Source organism: Hyphococcus aureus, from assembly GCF_042643165.1.
Lineage (GTDB): Bacteria > Pseudomonadota > Alphaproteobacteria > Caulobacterales > Parvularculaceae > Hyphococcus > Hyphococcus aureus.
On record NZ_JBHRSH010000001.1, the window covers coordinates 1,911,433 to 1,927,924 of the forward strand.

18 protein-coding genes are annotated in these 16,492 nt (G+C 57.9%); 11 read left to right on the top strand and 7 right to left on the bottom strand.

What is annotated here, in order from left to right:
• Together ACFOOP_RS09390 and ACFOOP_RS09395 are read left to right on the top strand one after the other, a co-directional pair.
• Positions 1-369 carry a HesB/IscA family protein gene (locus tag ACFOOP_RS09390; protein WP_379880677.1) on the top strand — a complete coding sequence of 123 codons (369 nt, stop codon included), beginning with the start codon at positions 1-3 and terminating at the stop codon, positions 367-369.
• Entirely contained in the window at positions 369-776 is a 408-nt protein-coding gene (locus ACFOOP_RS09395) for a TfoX/Sxy family protein (RefSeq protein WP_379880678.1), read from the top strand. The genes ACFOOP_RS09390 and ACFOOP_RS09395 overlap by 1 nt, the downstream gene beginning before the upstream one ends.
• Before the next feature lie 531 nt (positions 777-1,307).
• Here ACFOOP_RS09395 and ACFOOP_RS09400 read toward each other — a convergent pair.
• From ACFOOP_RS09400 to ACFOOP_RS09425, 6 genes are all read right to left on the bottom strand, one after another.
• Entirely contained in the window at positions 1,308-2,030 is a 723-nt protein-coding gene (locus ACFOOP_RS09400; RefSeq protein ID WP_379880679.1) for a dienelactone hydrolase family protein, read from the bottom strand.
• An 84-nt stretch (positions 2,031-2,114) separates the two neighbouring features.
• On the bottom strand, positions 2,115-2,321 hold the full coding sequence (locus tag ACFOOP_RS09405) for a hypothetical protein (RefSeq protein ID WP_379880680.1): 207 nt from the start codon (positions 2,319-2,321) through the stop codon (positions 2,115-2,117).
• An 80-nt stretch (positions 2,322-2,401) separates the two neighbouring features.
• Complete coding sequence (gene pyk, locus ACFOOP_RS09410; protein WP_379880681.1) at positions 2,402-3,820, bottom strand: pyruvate kinase; 1,419 nt, start codon at positions 3,818-3,820, stop codon at positions 2,402-2,404.
• A 62-nt stretch (positions 3,821-3,882) separates the two neighbouring features.
• The gene (locus ACFOOP_RS09415; protein ID WP_379880682.1) at positions 3,883-4,365 is read right to left on the bottom strand and encodes a CreA family protein; all 483 of its coding nucleotides are present in this window, start codon (positions 4,363-4,365) and stop codon (positions 3,883-3,885) included.
• 76 nt (positions 4,366-4,441) lie between these two features.
• On the bottom strand, positions 4,442-4,621 hold the full coding sequence (locus tag ACFOOP_RS09420; protein WP_379880683.1) for a hypothetical protein: 180 nt from the start codon (positions 4,619-4,621) through the stop codon (positions 4,442-4,444).
• A 61-nt stretch (positions 4,622-4,682) separates the two neighbouring features.
• Positions 4,683-5,648 carry an NAD(P)H-dependent flavin oxidoreductase gene (locus ACFOOP_RS09425; protein WP_379880684.1) on the bottom strand — a complete coding sequence of 322 codons (966 nt, stop codon included), beginning with the start codon at positions 5,646-5,648 and terminating at the stop codon, positions 4,683-4,685.
• A 123-nt stretch (positions 5,649-5,771) separates the two neighbouring features.
• Here ACFOOP_RS09425 and ACFOOP_RS09430 point away from each other — a divergent pair, with 123 nt between their 5' ends.
• From ACFOOP_RS09430 to ACFOOP_RS09440, 3 genes are all read left to right on the top strand, one after another.
• The gene (locus ACFOOP_RS09430) at positions 5,772-7,325 is read left to right on the top strand and encodes a long-chain-fatty-acid--CoA ligase (protein WP_379880685.1); all 1,554 of its coding nucleotides are present in this window, start codon (positions 5,772-5,774) and stop codon (positions 7,323-7,325) included.
• A gap of 221 nt (positions 7,326-7,546) precedes the next feature.
• Positions 7,547-8,275 (top strand): VPLPA-CTERM sorting domain-containing protein, encoded by a 729-nt coding sequence (locus ACFOOP_RS09435; RefSeq protein ID WP_379880686.1) that lies wholly within the window; start codon positions 7,547-7,549, stop codon positions 8,273-8,275.
• Between the two features lie 228 nt (positions 8,276-8,503).
• Entirely contained in the window at positions 8,504-9,109 is a 606-nt protein-coding gene (locus ACFOOP_RS09440) for a glutathione S-transferase family protein (protein ID WP_379880687.1), read from the top strand.
• Here ACFOOP_RS09440 and ACFOOP_RS09445 read toward each other — a convergent pair whose 3' ends face one another.
• Positions 9,110-9,526 (bottom strand): PaaI family thioesterase, encoded by a 417-nt coding sequence (locus ACFOOP_RS09445; protein ID WP_379880688.1) that lies wholly within the window; start codon positions 9,524-9,526, stop codon positions 9,110-9,112.
• A 176-nt stretch (positions 9,527-9,702) separates the two neighbouring features.
• Here ACFOOP_RS09445 and ACFOOP_RS09450 point away from each other — a divergent pair, with 176 nt between their 5' ends.
• Genes ACFOOP_RS09450 through ACFOOP_RS09475 form a run of 6 tightly spaced genes read left to right on the top strand, consistent with a single transcriptional unit; the run spans position 9,703 to position 16,492 of the window.
• Positions 9,703-11,313, top strand: coding sequence for an acyl-CoA carboxylase subunit beta (locus ACFOOP_RS09450; RefSeq protein WP_379880690.1), 1,611 nt, complete (start codon positions 9,703-9,705; stop codon positions 11,311-11,313).
• Positions 11,313-11,654 carry a hypothetical protein gene (locus tag ACFOOP_RS09455; RefSeq protein ID WP_379880691.1) on the top strand — a complete coding sequence of 114 codons (342 nt, stop codon included), beginning with the start codon at positions 11,313-11,315 and terminating at the stop codon, positions 11,652-11,654. Before ACFOOP_RS09450 ends, ACFOOP_RS09455 begins: the two co-directional genes overlap by 1 nt.
• Entirely contained in the window at positions 11,655-12,836 is a 1,182-nt protein-coding gene (locus ACFOOP_RS09460; protein WP_379880692.1) for an acyl-CoA dehydrogenase family protein, read from the top strand.
• Between the two features lie 3 nt (positions 12,837-12,839).
• A complete protein-coding gene (locus tag ACFOOP_RS09465) occupies positions 12,840-13,676 on the top strand; it encodes an enoyl-CoA hydratase/isomerase family protein (protein WP_379880693.1) in 837 nt (278 codons plus the stop codon).
• Positions 13,673-15,631, top strand: a complete 1,959-nt coding sequence (locus ACFOOP_RS09470) for an acetyl/propionyl/methylcrotonyl-CoA carboxylase subunit alpha (RefSeq protein WP_379880694.1) — start codon at positions 13,673-13,675, stop codon at positions 15,629-15,631. The genes ACFOOP_RS09465 and ACFOOP_RS09470 overlap by 4 nt, the downstream gene beginning before the upstream one ends.
• On the top strand, positions 15,632-16,492 hold the full coding sequence (locus ACFOOP_RS09475) for a beta-keto acid cleavage family enzyme (RefSeq protein WP_379880695.1): 861 nt from the start codon (positions 15,632-15,634) through the stop codon (positions 16,490-16,492). It abuts the gene before it with no gap.

The window sequence follows — 16,492 nt, forward strand, 5'->3', positions numbered from 1 at the left end:
ATGGCGAGACGTCCGAGACCTAAAGTCGTAACCCTGACCGATGCCGCCGCAGCGCGCATGGGAGAGATCATGTCAGACGCTGAGGAGAATTTCATCGGCGTCAAGATCGGCGTCAAAAACGGCGGCTGCGCCGGCATGGAATACACCATGGATTACGCGACCGAGGCGGGGCCCATGGATGAAGTTGTCGAAGAAAACGGCATCAAGATTCTGATTGATCCGAAAGCGATCCTGTTTCTTATTGGAACGCAGATCGACTACGTCACCGAGAAGCTGTCGCAGCGTTTCGTCTTCAACAATCCAAACCAGACTGACGCCTGCGGCTGCGGCGAAAGTGTGACGATTGTGCCTGCGAAGGCTGACGCGTAATGGCGCCTTCGGCGTCGTTTATCGATTACGCCAAAGACCTGTTCTCACCCTTTGGTGAAATTTCCATCCGCAAGATGTTCGGCGGCGCCGGGATTTACTGCGACGGCGCGATTTTCGCGATCATCGGCGATGACGATATCTGGTTCAAAGTCGATGACGTGACGCGTGCAGAGTTCGAGGCGGCGGGGCTTCATCCCTTCGAAGTGGAGATGAACGGCAAGACCGGAACCATGTCCTATTACAATGCGCCGGAAGAAATCTTCGACGACAATGATGCGCTTCGCCATTGGACCGGACTGGCGCTCGGCGCTTCCGCGCGCGGCAAGAAGCCGGCCAAAAAGAAAGCTGCAAAAAAGGCCGCTCCCAAAACAGCAAAGTCAAAATCCGTGAATCGCGCGCGGCGATAAAGCGGGGCGGAGGTTGGAGTCTATGTTTGAGGGACTCTCCCTCTTCCCCCGCAAGCGGGGGAGGAGAAAATGAGCCTCAAATCATCACCCTAATAAGTGGAAAAAAACCCCGGACAGGCGAAAAAGGCTGGTTTTTCGAGGTTTGGTGCAAAGTTATCCACCACTTCCAAACCTCCCATATGATCGAAAACAGTCCGGATGCGGAGAGGCGGTGAGGCCTGCCGTTCCCATCGATCCGGATTGCGGCGCGCAGGGCGCGAGGGTTGCGAAACGGAAACTCTTCGCGCGCTGGCCGGTCGCAGAGCCCGGGCTTTCTGGCGGCGTAACTCTGGCGCGTAAAAACCGTCAGGGGTCGTCATTACGGCCGGGCCCGCCGACGCTGAACAACGCTGCAAATGCGGGGCGTGATGCGCCCTTATGTTTCATAGTGCGATGGACGTTTCACGCCCCGCGCCTCTCCACTTTATGCGCTCGGACCTTTCGGAGTCGCGGCGGGATAAAGCTGTTGCGATGGATGTAGACAAGCGTATGTCAGCCGAAAAGCTCGGCAAGGAAGTTCGTCATCGCCTGCCACGACCGCCGGTCGGCGTCGGCGTCGTAGACGGTGCCGAAATCCGCATCGTTCGCCTTCGGATTCGTGAAGGCGTGCATGGTCCCGCCATAGGCGTGAAGCTGCCAGTCGGCTTTCGCCTTGGTCATTTCTTCACCGAAGGCTTTGACATTGTCCGGCGTCGCCATGGGGTCGTCCCAGCCATGGAGCGCCAGCACTTTCGGATTGATGTTCGCGGCGGTGTTGCCCGGCGCATGGAGAAGGCCATGGAAACTGACGACGCCTGCGGCGTCCGCGTTAGAGCGGGCGATGTCGAGAACGCAAAGCCCGCCGAAGCAAAATCCGATGGCGGCGATTTTCGCGCCGTCGACTTCCGGCTGATCCTTGACCATGTCGATGGTTGCTTTCAGCCGCTCTTGCAGCATCGGACGGTTTTCGGTGAAGGGTTTGATGAGCGTCTGGCATTCTTCTTTCGTTTCGCCAAGAACGCCCTTGCCGAAAAGATCGATGGCGACACCCGTGTAGCCAAGCTTGGCGAGCGCTTCTGCTTTTTGATTTTCAAAGGGGGAGCGGCCAGCCCAGGCGTGACAGATCAGAACGCCGGGTTTCGGTGCGCCATCCAAAGCATTGGCGGGCGCCGCCAGAAAGGCTTCGAAAGTCTCGCCGTCTATCGTGTAATCAAAGGAACGCGTCTGGGCCGCCATGTGGTTCTCCTCCATCTGCAATCTGATGAAGGTTTTGCCAGCCTGATCCGCGTTTGTCAGCCTCGAACGTGAAGCTGTCCTGCGTTAGTTGCGGAATGCGCCCCGTTGCAGGTTTCCGGCGAAATTCGCACAAGCCGACATGAACGCATCGGCGATTGTCTCACGGGCCGGGCGGGGCGCTGCGTCGTGCAAAGGGTTGGCGCGCGCCGGTTTCTGGCCGACGAAGCTGCAGACATTATTGTCCGGCGTGATGATGTATAGCTCTTGATCGCTGCCTGAAATGATACGCATAACCCACCCTCTTACTTGCATCCCCCGCAAGAACAGCAGCGTTATGCAACAAGTTCCCTAAGTTCTGGTGAATGGGCAGTTTACTCTATGGCGCCAAGGCGGCTGATCTTGAGGGTGTTGGTTTTTCCGGGCCGGCCAAAGGGATAGCCGGCGAGGATAATGATGCGGTCGCCATCGACGCCGCCATTGGCTTTGGCGATGGTGTCGGCCTTTTCCAGCATCTCATGGAAATGCGAAATATCCTCGGTGACGACGGAGCGGACACCCCAATAAAGCGCGAGCTTTCGCGCGACGGCGTCATCTGGCGTTGCGGCGATAACGGGGCATTTTGGCCGGTCCCGGGACAGGCGCTGCACCGTCGAGCCGGTTTTGGTGTAGGCGACAGCGAACCGGCAGTCGAGCACCTCGGCGATACGCCGCGCCGAGAGGGTGATGGCGTCGGCGGTGGTGTATTCCTCTTCCTCGCGCGTGACGGTCTTGTAACTGCCGGATTCTTCGTCATCTTCTGTGGCCGCGATGATCCGGTCCATGATCGCGACGGCGGTAGGGGGATGGCGCCCGACCGCGGTTTCGGCGGAGAGCATCACGGCGTCGGCCCCCTGAAAGACGGCGGTCGACACGTCCGAGGCTTCGGCGCGGGTCGGCGCGATCGATTCCACCATGGATTCGAGCATATGGGTCGCCACGATCACCGGCTTGCCGACGCGGCGACAGGTGCGCACAATCTTGCGCTGGAGGAGGGGGACGTCCTCCGGCGCGCATTCTACGCCGAGATCGCCCCGCGCCACCATGATCGCGTCAGACAGATCTATGATCTCGTCGATATGGTCGATAGCGGAGGGCTTTTCGATTTTGGAAATGATCCCCGCGCGCCCCGCGATAAGCTCGCGCGCCTCGCGCACGTCATCCGGCTGCTGAACAAAAGAAAGGGCGATGTAATCGACGCCGATGCTGAGCGCGAAATCGAGGTCTGTGCGGTCTTTTTCGGTCAGCGCCGAAATTGGCAATCGCCGGCCCGGAACGTTAATTCCTTTTTTATTTTTGAGCTCGCCCGGGGTATCGGCTTTGGCGATGATGGAGCGGCTGTTGCGTTCGGAGATGGTGAGCTGCAGCCGGCCGTCATCAAGTTTCAAAATGTCGCCCGGCTCCAGAACATCCAGCAATTCCTTATGGGGAATAGGAATGACGTGATCGTCATTGGACTCAGAGGACAGCGAGAGTTTGTATTCCGCGCCATAGCGCAACTTTATGGAGCCGCCCTCAAAGGAGCCTGTGCGGATTTTCGGCCCTTGCAGGTCCGCGAATATGGCGACGGGGACATTGGTGTCGCGCTCAATCTCGCGGATCGATTTTGCAATCCCGGCGAGTTTGTCATGGTCGCCATGACTCATATTGAGGCGGAAGACATCGACGCCGGCATTGAACAAAAGGCGCAACATGGAAGGTGAGGCGCTGGCGGGGCCTATCGTGGCTACAATTTTGCAAAGACGTTTACGCATGAAGCCGACGCTACGCGGTTTCGCACGGTCTGAGAACACCTAATATGGCGCCGAACCGCGGCTCAGTTCTTCTCTTCGCGCTCGACCGTCTGACCGTATAGGGAGATTGTTGAGATCGCCATTTTCGCAGATCCTTCCACCGGCCGACGACTATAGGCCACGTAAATCAGTGTTTGATTTTCCGCGTCATAGATCCGCCGCACCGCCATGGACTTGAATACAAGGCTGATGCGCTGGGAAAAGACTTCCTCGCCGTCTTTCGCGTTGTCGATATCGCCGATCCGGATCGGGCCGGTCTGACGGCAGGCGATCGAAGCATTGGACGGGTCCTCGAACCAGTTGCCTTTAGAGACCCGGTCCCAAAAACCGCGATCGAAATGCGATAAGTGGCAGGTGACGCCTTCGACTTTCGGATCTGAGAGGGCTTCGACCTTGATCTCGTTGCCGACCCAGTCATTTTTGAATTCACCGACTTCCGTGTCGCTGCGACCACAGGCGGTGAGCGTCGCTGCTGCGGCGCAGGAAAATAAAAGCGTGATTCTCATGGCGTCACCTTGCGCTCGCTTCATCAAAAAAGCCACTTCGAAAAGCGGCTTTTTCTTCATTCGGTCTATGGCTGGTTCAGCCCTCGGGTAAGTCTTTCCGTTTGGTTTTCGCCGCGGCGCTCATGATCCCGAGACCGATTACGACCAAGGCGCCGATACCGATCCAGATTGGCGGCGCGCCGAGCTGATAGGCGCCGAAAGCGAGCCCGGCGGCGAGCACAATGGCTCCGAGAAGATAGGCGGTAAAAGCGGACATAGCGGTTCTCCAATATTCGTATCTGGAGAAAACAGTCTCTCGCCGGGTTAGTTCCCTACGCCTACCGGCTGCAAAGCGCGGCCTTCGCCGATTCATATTCGCGCGCCATTTGGTCGACAAAAGCGGCTGTGGAGGTGACTTCCTTCACCGCGCCAATGCCCTGTCCACAGCCCCAGATATCCTTCCAGACCTTTTTGGCGTTGTCGCCGCCGGATTGGAAATCCATCTTCGATGGGTCGCTTTCAGGAAGGTTGTCCGGATCCATGCCGGCATTGCGGATGGAAGGTTTCAAATAGTTTCCATGCACGCCAGAAAAATAATTCGTGTAGACAATGTCATCTGCATAGGCGTCAACGATGCCCTGTTTGTAGGCGTCATCCGCATTTGCTTCCTCTGTGGCGATGAAAGCCGATCCGATATAGCCGAAGTCTGCGCCCATGGCCTCGGCCGCCAGCACGGATTGGCCGCGAGCGATCGACCCGGACAGGGCGAGGGGGCCGTCAAACCATTCGCGAATTTCCTGGACCAGCGCGAAGGGCGACTGCACGCCCGCATGTCCGCCTGCGCCGGCGGCGACGCAAATAAGACCGTCAGCGCCTTTGTCGATCGCTTTCTTCGCGAACTTGTTGTTGATCACATCATGCAGAACGATGCCGCCATAGGAGTGAATCGCCTCATAAACTTCTTCGCGCGCGCCGAGAGAGGTAATGACAATCGGAACCTTGTGTTTCACGCAGGCCTCGACGTCATGCATCAGACGTTCATTGGTGCGGTGGACGATCTGGTTCACTGCGAAAGGCGCTGTTGGCAGGTTGGGCTGCTCTTCTTCATGGCGTGCGAGCGCCTCTTTGATCTCCACTAGCCATTTGTCGAGCATTTCCGCAGGCCGGGCGTTCAGCGCTGGAAAAGAACCAATAACGCCAGCCTGACATTGGGCAATCACCAGCTTCGGCGTTGAGACGATAAACATCGGCGCGCCGATAATGGGCAAACGCATTCTGGTTTTGAGCTCGGAAACGGACGTCATGATTTTCTCCTGTTTTCCCGTAGCTAAGGCGAAGCCGCGCAATCTCGCAACCGGCAAAGGCAGCCCGGTTTTGCGCGCGGGTCGGGAAAAGGGCATAGTGCCGGAAAAAAGACAGGGAGCCGTATGGGTCAGCGCGAAATTCTAAACCCGCCCGTAATAGCCAGTCTCATTGAGATTCAGGCTCGCGAGCGGCCCGAGCGGATCGGTCTTTCTTTTGAAGGCCGGTCTTTCACCTATGCGGAAATGAATGCGCGCGCCAATCGAGCGGCGCAGGCGCTCGTTTCTTTGGGCGTCGGGCGCGGCGACCGCATCGGCTGGCTTGCCCGGAATGTTGCGACTTTCTGGGATGTTCTTTTCGGGGCCGCGAAAATCGGTGCGGTGATGACCCCGATCAACTGGCGTCTCGCCCCTGCGGAAGTGGCTAAAATCCTTGATGACGCCCGCCCGAAACTGTTGGTTGGTGAGGCGGCTTTTATCGAGGCGCTAACGGCGGCGGGCGGCGGGGCGGGCGTCAATGCCATGCTGCTAGAAACTGGCGGAGCGGACTGTTTCGACGCCCTGGTGGATCAGCAAAAAGATGCGGTGCAGGATTATAAACCAACGCCTGAGGACGTCGCAGTGCAGCTTTACACCAGCGGCACGACAGGTCTGCCCAAAGGCGTCGTCCTGCCCAATCGCTGCTATTTCGAGGTCGGCGTTGCGGGAGAGGGGGCAGGCGTCATTATTCCGCAGACGGAAGATGAGGCGATACTGCACGCGTTGCCTCATTTTCATGTCGCCGGCGTTAATTTCGGTTTAATGGCTGTTGCGCGCTCAATGCCTATCATCCAGCTTCGTCAGTTCGATCCCGCCGCTATTGTCAAGGCGACTCAGGGCGACTCGCCTTTGAGTGCGTTTCTTGTTCCGGCCATGATTATGATGATCCTTGAAGCTGCGAAAAGCGCGGGCGCTTCGCTGGAAAAATTTGTAGGCGTTAGCTATGGCGCGGCGCCGATGCCGGAGCCATTGCTGGACGCCGCCATGGCGGCGATGCCGAATGCGGTCTTTACGCAATTTTACGGCATGACCGAAACAACCGGCGGCGTGACCGTGCTGGCTCATGACGATCACGCCAAAGGCAAGAAGCAACGGGTTTCCGCCGGCAGACCGCTTCCCGGTTGCGAGGTGAAAATTTACGACCCGGTCACTGGCGTGGAAAAACCCCAAGGCGAAACGGGAGAGATCGTCGCACGCTCATGGTTTGTTATGGACGGTTACTGGATGAATCCTGACGCGACTAAAGAAGTGCTCCGCGATGGCTGGTACTGGTCGGGGGATGCTGGCTACGTCGATGAAAACGGATTCATTTATGTTGTTGATCGTATCAAGGATATGATCATATCCGGCGGTGAAAATATTTATCCTGCGGAAATTGAGAACGTCTTGGCGAAATGCCCCGCCCTTTTGGAAGTCGCGGTGATCGGCGTTCCCGATGAGCGATGGGGCGAGGCGGTCAAAGTCGTCGCCGTGAAGCGGCCGGACGCCGAAATCGATGCGGCGGGTATCGTCGACTTTCTCAAGGGCAAGGTCGCCGATTTCAAGCTGCCCAGGCATGTCGCTTTTCTGGACGCGCTGCCCCGAAATCCCTCTGGAAAAATTCTCAAAACGACCCTCAGAGGCGCCGAATCAAGGGGGTGATTTTTCACCCCTGCGGCCAAAAAGGAGGGCGCTCCAGGGGCGATTTAGGCAAAAACGACTGCATCCGGCTTCCTGAAACAGCCGAATTCGCCTCCCGGTTGCGACAAACGCCTTCAAAATGCCCAGTTTGTGCAGAATTGTCCCATTTTGATGCAATGGCGCTTCCGGTTCGGCGCCGAAATTGATAGAATCGGAGGTGGAGAGAAAACATGGGGGAAAACATGAAATCAATTCTCGCTACAGCGTTGGGGTTGGCGTTCGCCTTCGCCGCCAGCGCACAAGCCGCGCCGATGAATTTGGGCGGTGTGGCTTTTGATACTGACGACGCCGCAACCACAGTGCTGTGGGCGCAAGGCGGCGTCTTCGCAGGCAATCTCGATGACCGTCGCGAAGCTTGCGTTGATCCAACGGACCCAACGTCAACAGTTGGCTCTAATGGTGTTGAGTGCCGCGCGGTTGAGGTTGTCGGATTTGATCTCGATACTGACGTTGAACTCGACGAAAACAACACCGTTCTGCAAGACCCTGACGTGCTCGCCGCCTTCTTCGAAAATGGCAAAACCTTGATCAACGGCGCCGGAAATGACGTCATCGTTTTCGAAACGCTTGACCAGGATGATCCGCCGGCGGTGACCTTGATCCTGAATGGCGATCAGATCATCGGCGACAAGCTTTCCGTGGTGGAAGTCGACGGCAAGAAATATACGATCTGGGGTTTTGATTTCTCAGATCTCGGCTTTGCTATGGGCGCCGCTATCGCCGCTCCGCTCTACGTTCAGACCAGCCGCGACGATGAAAATACACCTGTCGGATCTTCCGATATCGCCGCAATTGTCGGGCTGAGTTTTGAAGAACCGATGCCGGAAGTGCCGCTGCCGGCCGCCGCCTGGTTGTTCATGGCTGGCGTTGCGGGCTTTGGTTTCGCTGGAAAACGCAAGAGTGTCGCTTAATTAAGACGCACAAAAGTCTACTCAACGAACCCCGCCTGTGGTGTCACAAGGCGGGGTTTTTTTATGTGTCGATCTGCAAGGCGGAAAGTTCGCTTTTATCGGTGTATGCCACGACCACAGATTGAAAACCTTGAGGTTCCGGTAGCATTGTCGTGATGAAGCCGCCCTCTCTGATTGAGCGGGCCTGCACATGAAGCTAGACAAGGCTGACGGAAAAAGGATGACGGTATGAAGCTCTATCACTGTCAGGGCGCACGGTCGCTGCGCTGTGTCTGGGCGTTGGAGGAGATGGGCCTCGACTATGAGCTTGTGACGCTTCAGTTTCCGCCGCGCGTCTTCGACAAGTCCTATAAGGAGGTCAATCCGCTCGGCACGGTGCCGTGCCTGATCGACGGCGACGTTATGATGACGGAAAGCGCGGGGATCTGCGAATATCTCGGGGTCAAATACGGGCCGACGCCGCTGGCCGTGACGCCGGAGGAAGAGGACTACGGCGCCTATCTCAACTGGCTGCAGCGCTCCGACGCGACGCTGACATTTCCGCAAACGCTTGTCTTCCGTTATTCGGCGCTCGAACCCGAGGAACGCCGCCAGCCGCAGGTGGTGGAGGATTACCGCGCCTGGTTTCTTGGACGCTGGCGGTCGGTTGAGACGGGTCTCGAAGGACGTGATTATCTTTGCGCCGGCCGGTTTACGATGGCCGATATATGCGTCGCCTACGCGCTTTATTTCGCGAATACGCTCGGCATTTCCGAAGCCATGACACCGAATGTGAAAGAATGGTGGGGGCGGCTGAGCAAGCGGGATGCTTTTATAAGCGCAACGGCGAACTAATTAGCTTTTAGGCCACAACACCATTTGCGTGCAGCGGAACATGGCGATGACCTTGCCACTTTCGCGGTGTTTTACGCTCGCGTCCCAAAGCTGTGTCGTGCGGCCGAGATGTTTCGCTTCTGCGCGGCAGTCAACAATGCCGTCGCGCGCGGTGCCAAGGAAATTGGATTTAAGCTCGATGGTCGTAAAACCCGCCGCGCCTTCGGGAAGCGCCCGCACACAGCCATAACCGCAGGCCGAATCCGCAAGGCCGATGACGGAAGCAGCGTGCAGAAAACCATTGGGGGCCATCAGCGCCTGGCGGACTTTCACTTCCGCCTCGACCCAGCCATCGCCAAAGCCGGTAAATTCAAGGCCGAGAAGGCCGGGCAGGTAGTCGGCGCCTGCATTATTGAAACTGGTGGAAACTTCGGTCATGTCGGCCTCGGGTTGGCTTTGGGTAGGTTAAGCGGAGACTTGTGCGCCTTGGCCCGCCATGCAATCGCCTTGCGCAGCGTTAACTGCAAAAAGTCGGGGGTGGTGCGTCGAAAGGTTTGACCTGATCCCCCGCGGCGGGCGACAATCCCCCGCAAAATAACCTCTTTAGGGACGTAATGCCGGTTTTTGAAAGCGAGATTGACCCGCGCAGTGAAAACTTCGCGAAGAACCGCGCCGATCATCTGAAACTGATTGAAGGCTTCCGCGCGCTCGAACGAAAGATCATTGAAACATCGGCGCGCGCGAAACCGAAATTTGAAAAGCGGGGGCAGTTGTTGCCGCGCGAGCGGCTTGCGTTGGTGCTCGATCGCGGCGCGCCCTTTATCGAACTGTCAACGCTCTGCGGTTACAAGATGCATGACGATGACGGCGACCGGAACATATCCGGGGGCGGGGGCATGTCCGGCGTCGGGTTCATCTCCGGCGTGCGCTGTGTTGTCTCCGCGTCAGACAGCGGCATCAAGGGCGGCGCGGCGACACCCATGGGCGTTCACAAGGCGTTGCGAGCGCAGGCGCTCGCGCTTGAAAACAAACTGCCATTCGTTCAGTTGATCGAAAGCGCCGGCGCCAATTTGATGCGCCAGGCGGAGATGTTCGTGCCGGGCGGACGCACCTTCGCCAATCTGGCGCGGCTGTCTGCAGCCGGATGCCCGGTGATTTCCGTAGTGCATGGCTCGTCGACTGCAGGCGGCGCTTATCAGACGGGGTTGTCGGACTACGTCGTTGCAGTACGCGGCAAGTCGAAAATCTTTCTCGCGGGGCCGCCGCTGTTGAAAGCTGCGACCGGCGAAGTCGCGACAGACGAAGACCTTGGCGGCGCCGAGATGCATTATCAGGTCTCGGGTCTCGCCGAATACATGGCAGAGGATGACGGCGATGGCGTCAGGATTGCCCGGGAGATCGTGTCTAAGCTCGGCTGGGATAGGGCGCGCGAAACGAAGAGTTTCGACGAACCGCTCTACGGCGCCGAAGACCTTCTCGGCATTGTGCCGGTGGATTACCGCCAGCCGTACGACAGCCGCGAAGTCATCGCGCGCCTCGTCGACGGCTCCGACATGCTCAGCTTCAAGGACGGTTACGGACCCGCGACGGTCTGTACGCAGGCTGCGATTGCCGGCCACCAGGTTGGGATCATTTCCAACAATGGTCCCATCGACGCCGACGGCGCGGCGAAGGTCGCGCAGTTCATTCAACTGATGGAGCAGGCGGGCAACCCGGTGGTCTTCCTGCAAAACACCACCGGTTATCTCGTCGGCACGGACGCCGAACAGCGCGGCATTGTCAAGCACGGCTCGAAAATGATTCAGGCGGTCACCAATATGCGGGTGCCGAAACTGACGCTTCATATTGGCGCCTCATTCGGCGCCGGGAATTACGGCATGTGTGGGCGCGCTTTCGATCCGCGGTTTATCTTCGCCTGGCCCAACAACCGCATTGCCGTGATGGGCGGCGAACAGGCCGCGAAAACCATGCGCATTGTCGCGGAGGAGGGCGCTCGCAAGAAAGGCGAGGAGCCGAACACCGAATTCCTTGACGGCATGGCGAAACACATCACCGAACAATATGACGCGGAATCAACGGCGCTCTTCGCGACGGCGCGGCTCTGGGATGACGGGCTCATCGATCCGCGGGATTCGCGTAAAGTGCTGGCGTTCTGTCTCGATACTTGCGCCGAAGCGGAACGTCGCGAATTAAGGCCGAATGTCTTCGGCGTTGCGAGGATGTGATGAAGAAGTGGCGGCTTTGGCTTTTAGCTTTCTTTACAATGTTTGTCGCGGTTGGTTTAGCAGTAGTCATCACTATTTTTGATGGCGGCTATTGGTCGTTCATTCCAATGATTGCCTGGCTTGTTTTGGGACAAATTTTTATTGTCCCAAAGATACTTGGTAGAAACTACCGTTGGGGTCTGTTCTTATTTATGATGGCGATGATGGCTCTCTCATTTGGAGCCATGCTTGTAATCGCTCACTTCGGAGGCGGCTGGTTTGCGTACTTACCGCCTCTGATTTGGGTTGCCTGGAGCAGCCTTTATGTAATGCCAAGGATAAAAGCGAGTGAGGAGAAATAGATGAAACTCACCACCGAACATGAACAGATACGCAAGACGATGAAGAGTTTCATCGATGCGGACATCAATCCTTATGTGGATGAGTGGGAAGAGGCTGGTATCTTCCCTGCGCATCAGGTGTTCAAGGGGCTGGGCGAACTCGGGCTTCTCGGCGTCACTAAGCCGGAACAATATGGCGGCATGGGGCTCGACTGGTCCTATGGCGCGGTCGTCGCAGAAACGCTGGGCCATATCAATTGCGGCGGCGTGCCCATGGCCATCGGCGTTCAGACCGACATGGCGACGCCGGCGCTCTCGCGTTTTGGCACGGACGCCGCGAAAGAGGATTTCCTGAAGCCGTCCATCGCCGGCGACTATGTTGCCTGCCTTGGAGTCTCGGAGGTGGGCTCCGGGTCTGATGTGGCGTCGATCAAAACGACAGCGAAAAAGGACGGCGATGATTATGTAATCAATGGCGGCAAGATGTGGACGACAAGTGGTACGCAAGCTGACTGGATGTGCCTTCTCGTCAACACTGGCGATGGCCCTGTTCACCAGAACAAGACGCTTATCTGTTTGCCGCTGAAAGACGACAGCGGCAAGCACCGGAAAGGCGTCACGGTGGCCCGCAAACTCAAAAAGCTCGGCATGCGCTCGTCCGATACGGCGGAATTCTTCTTCGAGGATGTGCGCGTGCCCCAGCGCTATCGCATTGGTGAGGAAGGCGCCGGCTTCATGTATCAGATGATGCAGTTTCAGGAAGAACGGCTTTGGTGCGCGCTCTCAAGTCTTGTCAGCCTCGACAAGACAATTGACGAGACGGCGGAATATGCGCGCCAGCGCAAGGCGTTCGGAAAATCCATTCTCGACAATCAGGTGGTGCATTTCCGCCTCGCCGAGCTCAAAACCGAAGTGCAGGCGTTGCGTTCGCTCACTTGGGACGCCGTCGATAAAATGATGAATGGCGAGGACGTCGTTATGCTTGCCTCCATGGCGAAGCTGAAAACCGGGCGTCTTGCGCGCGAGGTCAACGATGCGTGCCTGCAATATTGGGGCGGAATGGGTTTCATGGAGGAAACGCCGGTTTCGCGCGCCTATCGCGACGGGCGGCTCGCGTCTATCGGCGGCGGCGCCGACGAGGTGATGTTGTCGATTATCTGCAAATATATGGGCACGTTGCCCGGGAAATCGAATAAGGCTTGAGAAATGACTGCGCTGCCTGAACTTGATGATCTTCTTTTGTCGCGGCGCCAATCGGCGCTGGTCGTGACGCTAAACCGTCCGCAGGCGAAGAATGCAATCAACTTCGCGATCATGGATGGCTTGATGACGCTTTGCGATTGGCTCGAAGGCAATCGTGAGATTCGGATGGTCGTCTTGCGCGGTGCCGGCGGATCGTTTTGCGCGGGCGGCGACATCAAGGAGTTCGGGCAGATGGTGATGGCGTCGGAGCCGCCTGACGGCACCGCGGATCCTATTGCGCAAAGCAACCGGGTTTTCGGAGATGTATTGTTAAAGCTCGACGCAATCCCGCAGGCGCTAGTGACATTGGTGGAAGGATCGGCGTTTGGCGGCGCCAACGGATTCATCAGCGTGTCCGATGTCGCTATCGCTGAGGCTCATGCGCGGTTTTCATTATCCGAAACGACTCTTGGTGTGCCTCCGGCGCAGATTGGGCCGTTTCTGGTGCGGCGCATGGGGCTTTGCAATGCTCGGCGTCTCGGTCTGACCGGCGCTCATTTCGGCGCGCAGGAAGCCTGCCGCATCGGGCTCATCGACAGAGTGGTGAATGGCGATGCGGGGATCGAGGGTGCCCTCGCCGAAACGCTTTCCTCCATCGGCCGCTGCGAGCCGGAAGCGAACGCCGCCACAAAAGCGATTTTCAATCGCGCCGCGGCTCCGATCGACCCAGTGCAACTGGATGAAGCTGCCGAAGACTTTGCGCGATGCCTGCGCGGCGAAGGGCGCAAGGGTGCGATGGCGTTTGCCCAGAAAGCGACGCCGCCCTGGCTTGAGGCATTCTCAGCGACGAAACAAGCATGACGCCGATCCGCAAGCTCCTCATCGCCAATCGTGGTGAAATCGCCTGCCGCATCATCAAGACGGCGAGGGCGAGGGGTGTTGCAACTGTCGCCGTTTATTCGGACGCCGACGAAAATGCGCTTTATGCCCGCATGGCCGATGAAGCGGTTCATATCGGCGCGCCGGAGCCCGCGCATAGCTATCTCAATATCGAGGCTGTGATAGCCGCAGCGAAAAACACCGGCGCCGATGCGGTGCATCCGGGCTATGGATTTCTTTCGGAGCGCGCGGACTTCGCCAAGGCGTGTGCCGACGCAGGGCTGATTTTTGTCGGCCCGCCCGCAACCGCCATCGCCGCCATGGGCGACAAGGCGATTGCGAAGCGCCGGATGATCGAGGCGGGCGTTTCTTGCGTCCCCGGCTATCAGGGCGACGATCAGTCCGATGCAGTATTTATCAAGGAAGCTGAAAAGCTCGGTTTTCCGGTGATGGTGAAAGCCTCCGCCGGTGGTGGTGGGCGCGGCATGCGCATTGTGCAGGACAAGGCTGGGATTGCAGACGCCATCGCTTCGGCGCGCAAGGAAGCCAAGAGCGCGTTTGCTGACGACCGGCTTCTGATTGAGTGTGCGGTTCTCGGCGCGCGCCATGTGGAGATTCAGGTTTTCGCTGACGCTCATGGCAACTGCATCCATCTCGGCGAGCGCGATTGCTCGCTTCAGCGGCGCAATCAGAAGGTGATCGAAGAAGCGCCGTCGCCGGTCATCACGCCGGAAAAGCGGGAGCAAATGGGCGCCGCCGCAGTTAAAGCAGCGCAGGCCGTAGGCTATGTCGGCGCCGGAACAGTGGAGTTTCTTTACGACCCTGCACGGGATGAATTTTACTTCCTTGAAATGAACACGCGGCTTCAGGTCGAGCATCCGGTGACGGAGATGGTGACAGGCTTCGATCTTGTAGCCTGGCAACTCGATGTCGCCGAAGGAAAGAAACTGCTCGTTGATCAAACAGGCGTGCACTTTGACGGCTGGGCCATGGAGGCGCGGCTTTACGCCGAAGATCCGGCGCAGGGTTTCATGCCCTATTCCGGAAAGATACGCCTGCTTGATTTTCCGGACGGCGTGGGCGTGCGAGTCGATGGCGGCGTTGAAGAGGGCGACACAGTCACGACATTTTACGATCCCATGATTGCAAAAGTCATCGCCCATGGGACGACGCGTGATCAAGCGCGCCTGAAGCTTACTACGGTATTGAAGAAAACAGTGCTGCTCGGTTTCGCCCACAACCGGGATTTTCTTGTTTCACTCCTCGAAGACGAAGCCTTCGACAAAGGAGAGGCCGACACAGGTTATATAGAGAGAAATCTTGAGCGTTTGTCGAAACGCAACGCACCTGGCGGCGCGGCGGCGATTGCGCTTGCCGGCGCCGCGCTTGTCGACTTGCCATTCGGCGACCAGCTCACTGGTTGGCATTCACGGGGTTCCTGTGGCTTTCCCCTGCACCTTGTCACAACAGGGCAACAGATCATCAAGGCTGACATCAGGCTAGACGGCGCGAAAATTACGGCGACGAATGACGGCGAAGAGGCGGCGATTGAAGTCTTATCCAAAAGCGAAACCACGATCCATTACCGCCATGAAGGCCGCATTGGCGTCGCGCGCTTTGTGCGCAATCACTATCATCTAGAAATCGAGACGGACGGCGATTGGGAGCGCTATACGGATTTCACACTCGCTCCCGCGAGCGAAAACGCCGGCGGGGAGGATGTGGTGAAAGCGCCCATGGCGGGACTTGTCACCTCCGTTCGCGTCGGACCGGGCGATCCCGTTTCCAAGGGAACAGTGGTTGCTACTGTCGAGGCGATGAAAATGGAGCATCAGTTGAAATCGCCAAGAGACGGCATCGTCGCCGAGGTGCTGGCGAAGGAAGGCGAACAGGTTGTGATCCGCGCGAAACTTGTCGCGCTGAAAGCGGAGGCGTAAATGTCAGATACAGCGATCATCACCTGCGCGCTGACGGGCGTGCTGACCAATCCCGAACAACATCCTGTGCCGGTAACGCCGGAGCAAATGGCGGCGGAGGCCAAACGCGCTTTCGACGCCGGCGCAACGATTATGCATGTGCATTATCGCAGTCAGGAAAAGGGCAAAGGACATCTGCCCACCTGGGACCCGGCGATCTGTACCGAAATAAACGAAGCGATTCGCGCTGCGTGCCCTGGCGTCGTTATCAACATGACCACCGGCGTCGTCGGTTCGGAATATCAATATGTTCTCGACTATCTGCGCGCCTGCAAACCGGAAATGGCGGCCTGCAACGCCGGTACGCTGAATTATCTGAAAACCCGGAAAGACGGCTCATGGGCCTGGCCGCCCATGGTGTTCGACAATCCCGCGTCGAAAGTGAAAGACTTCATCGATGTGATGAATGATATCGGCATCATCCCGGAGTTTGAATGTTTCGACATCGGCATTGTTCGCTCGGTGGGGCTTTATATCGAGAACGGCATGACCGATCACGCTGACTATAATTTTGTCATGGGCGTTGCGTCAGGCATGCCTGCGGATCCGGATCTGTTGCCGTTCCTCATCAGGTATAAAAAGGACGGCATGTCGTGGCAGGCGACGGTCATCGGCCGCGAAGACGTCTGGCCGGTGCACCGGCGTGCAACCGAGCTCGGCGGCAATTTACGCACGGGTCTCGAGGACTGCTTCTATCTGCCGGACGGCGAGAAAGCCTCCTCCAATGGGCCGATGATCGAAGCTCTCGCGAAATATGCGCGCGAAGCGGGGCGGGAAGTCGCGACGCCGTCGCAAACAAGGGCTATGCTGAAGCTTTCCTGA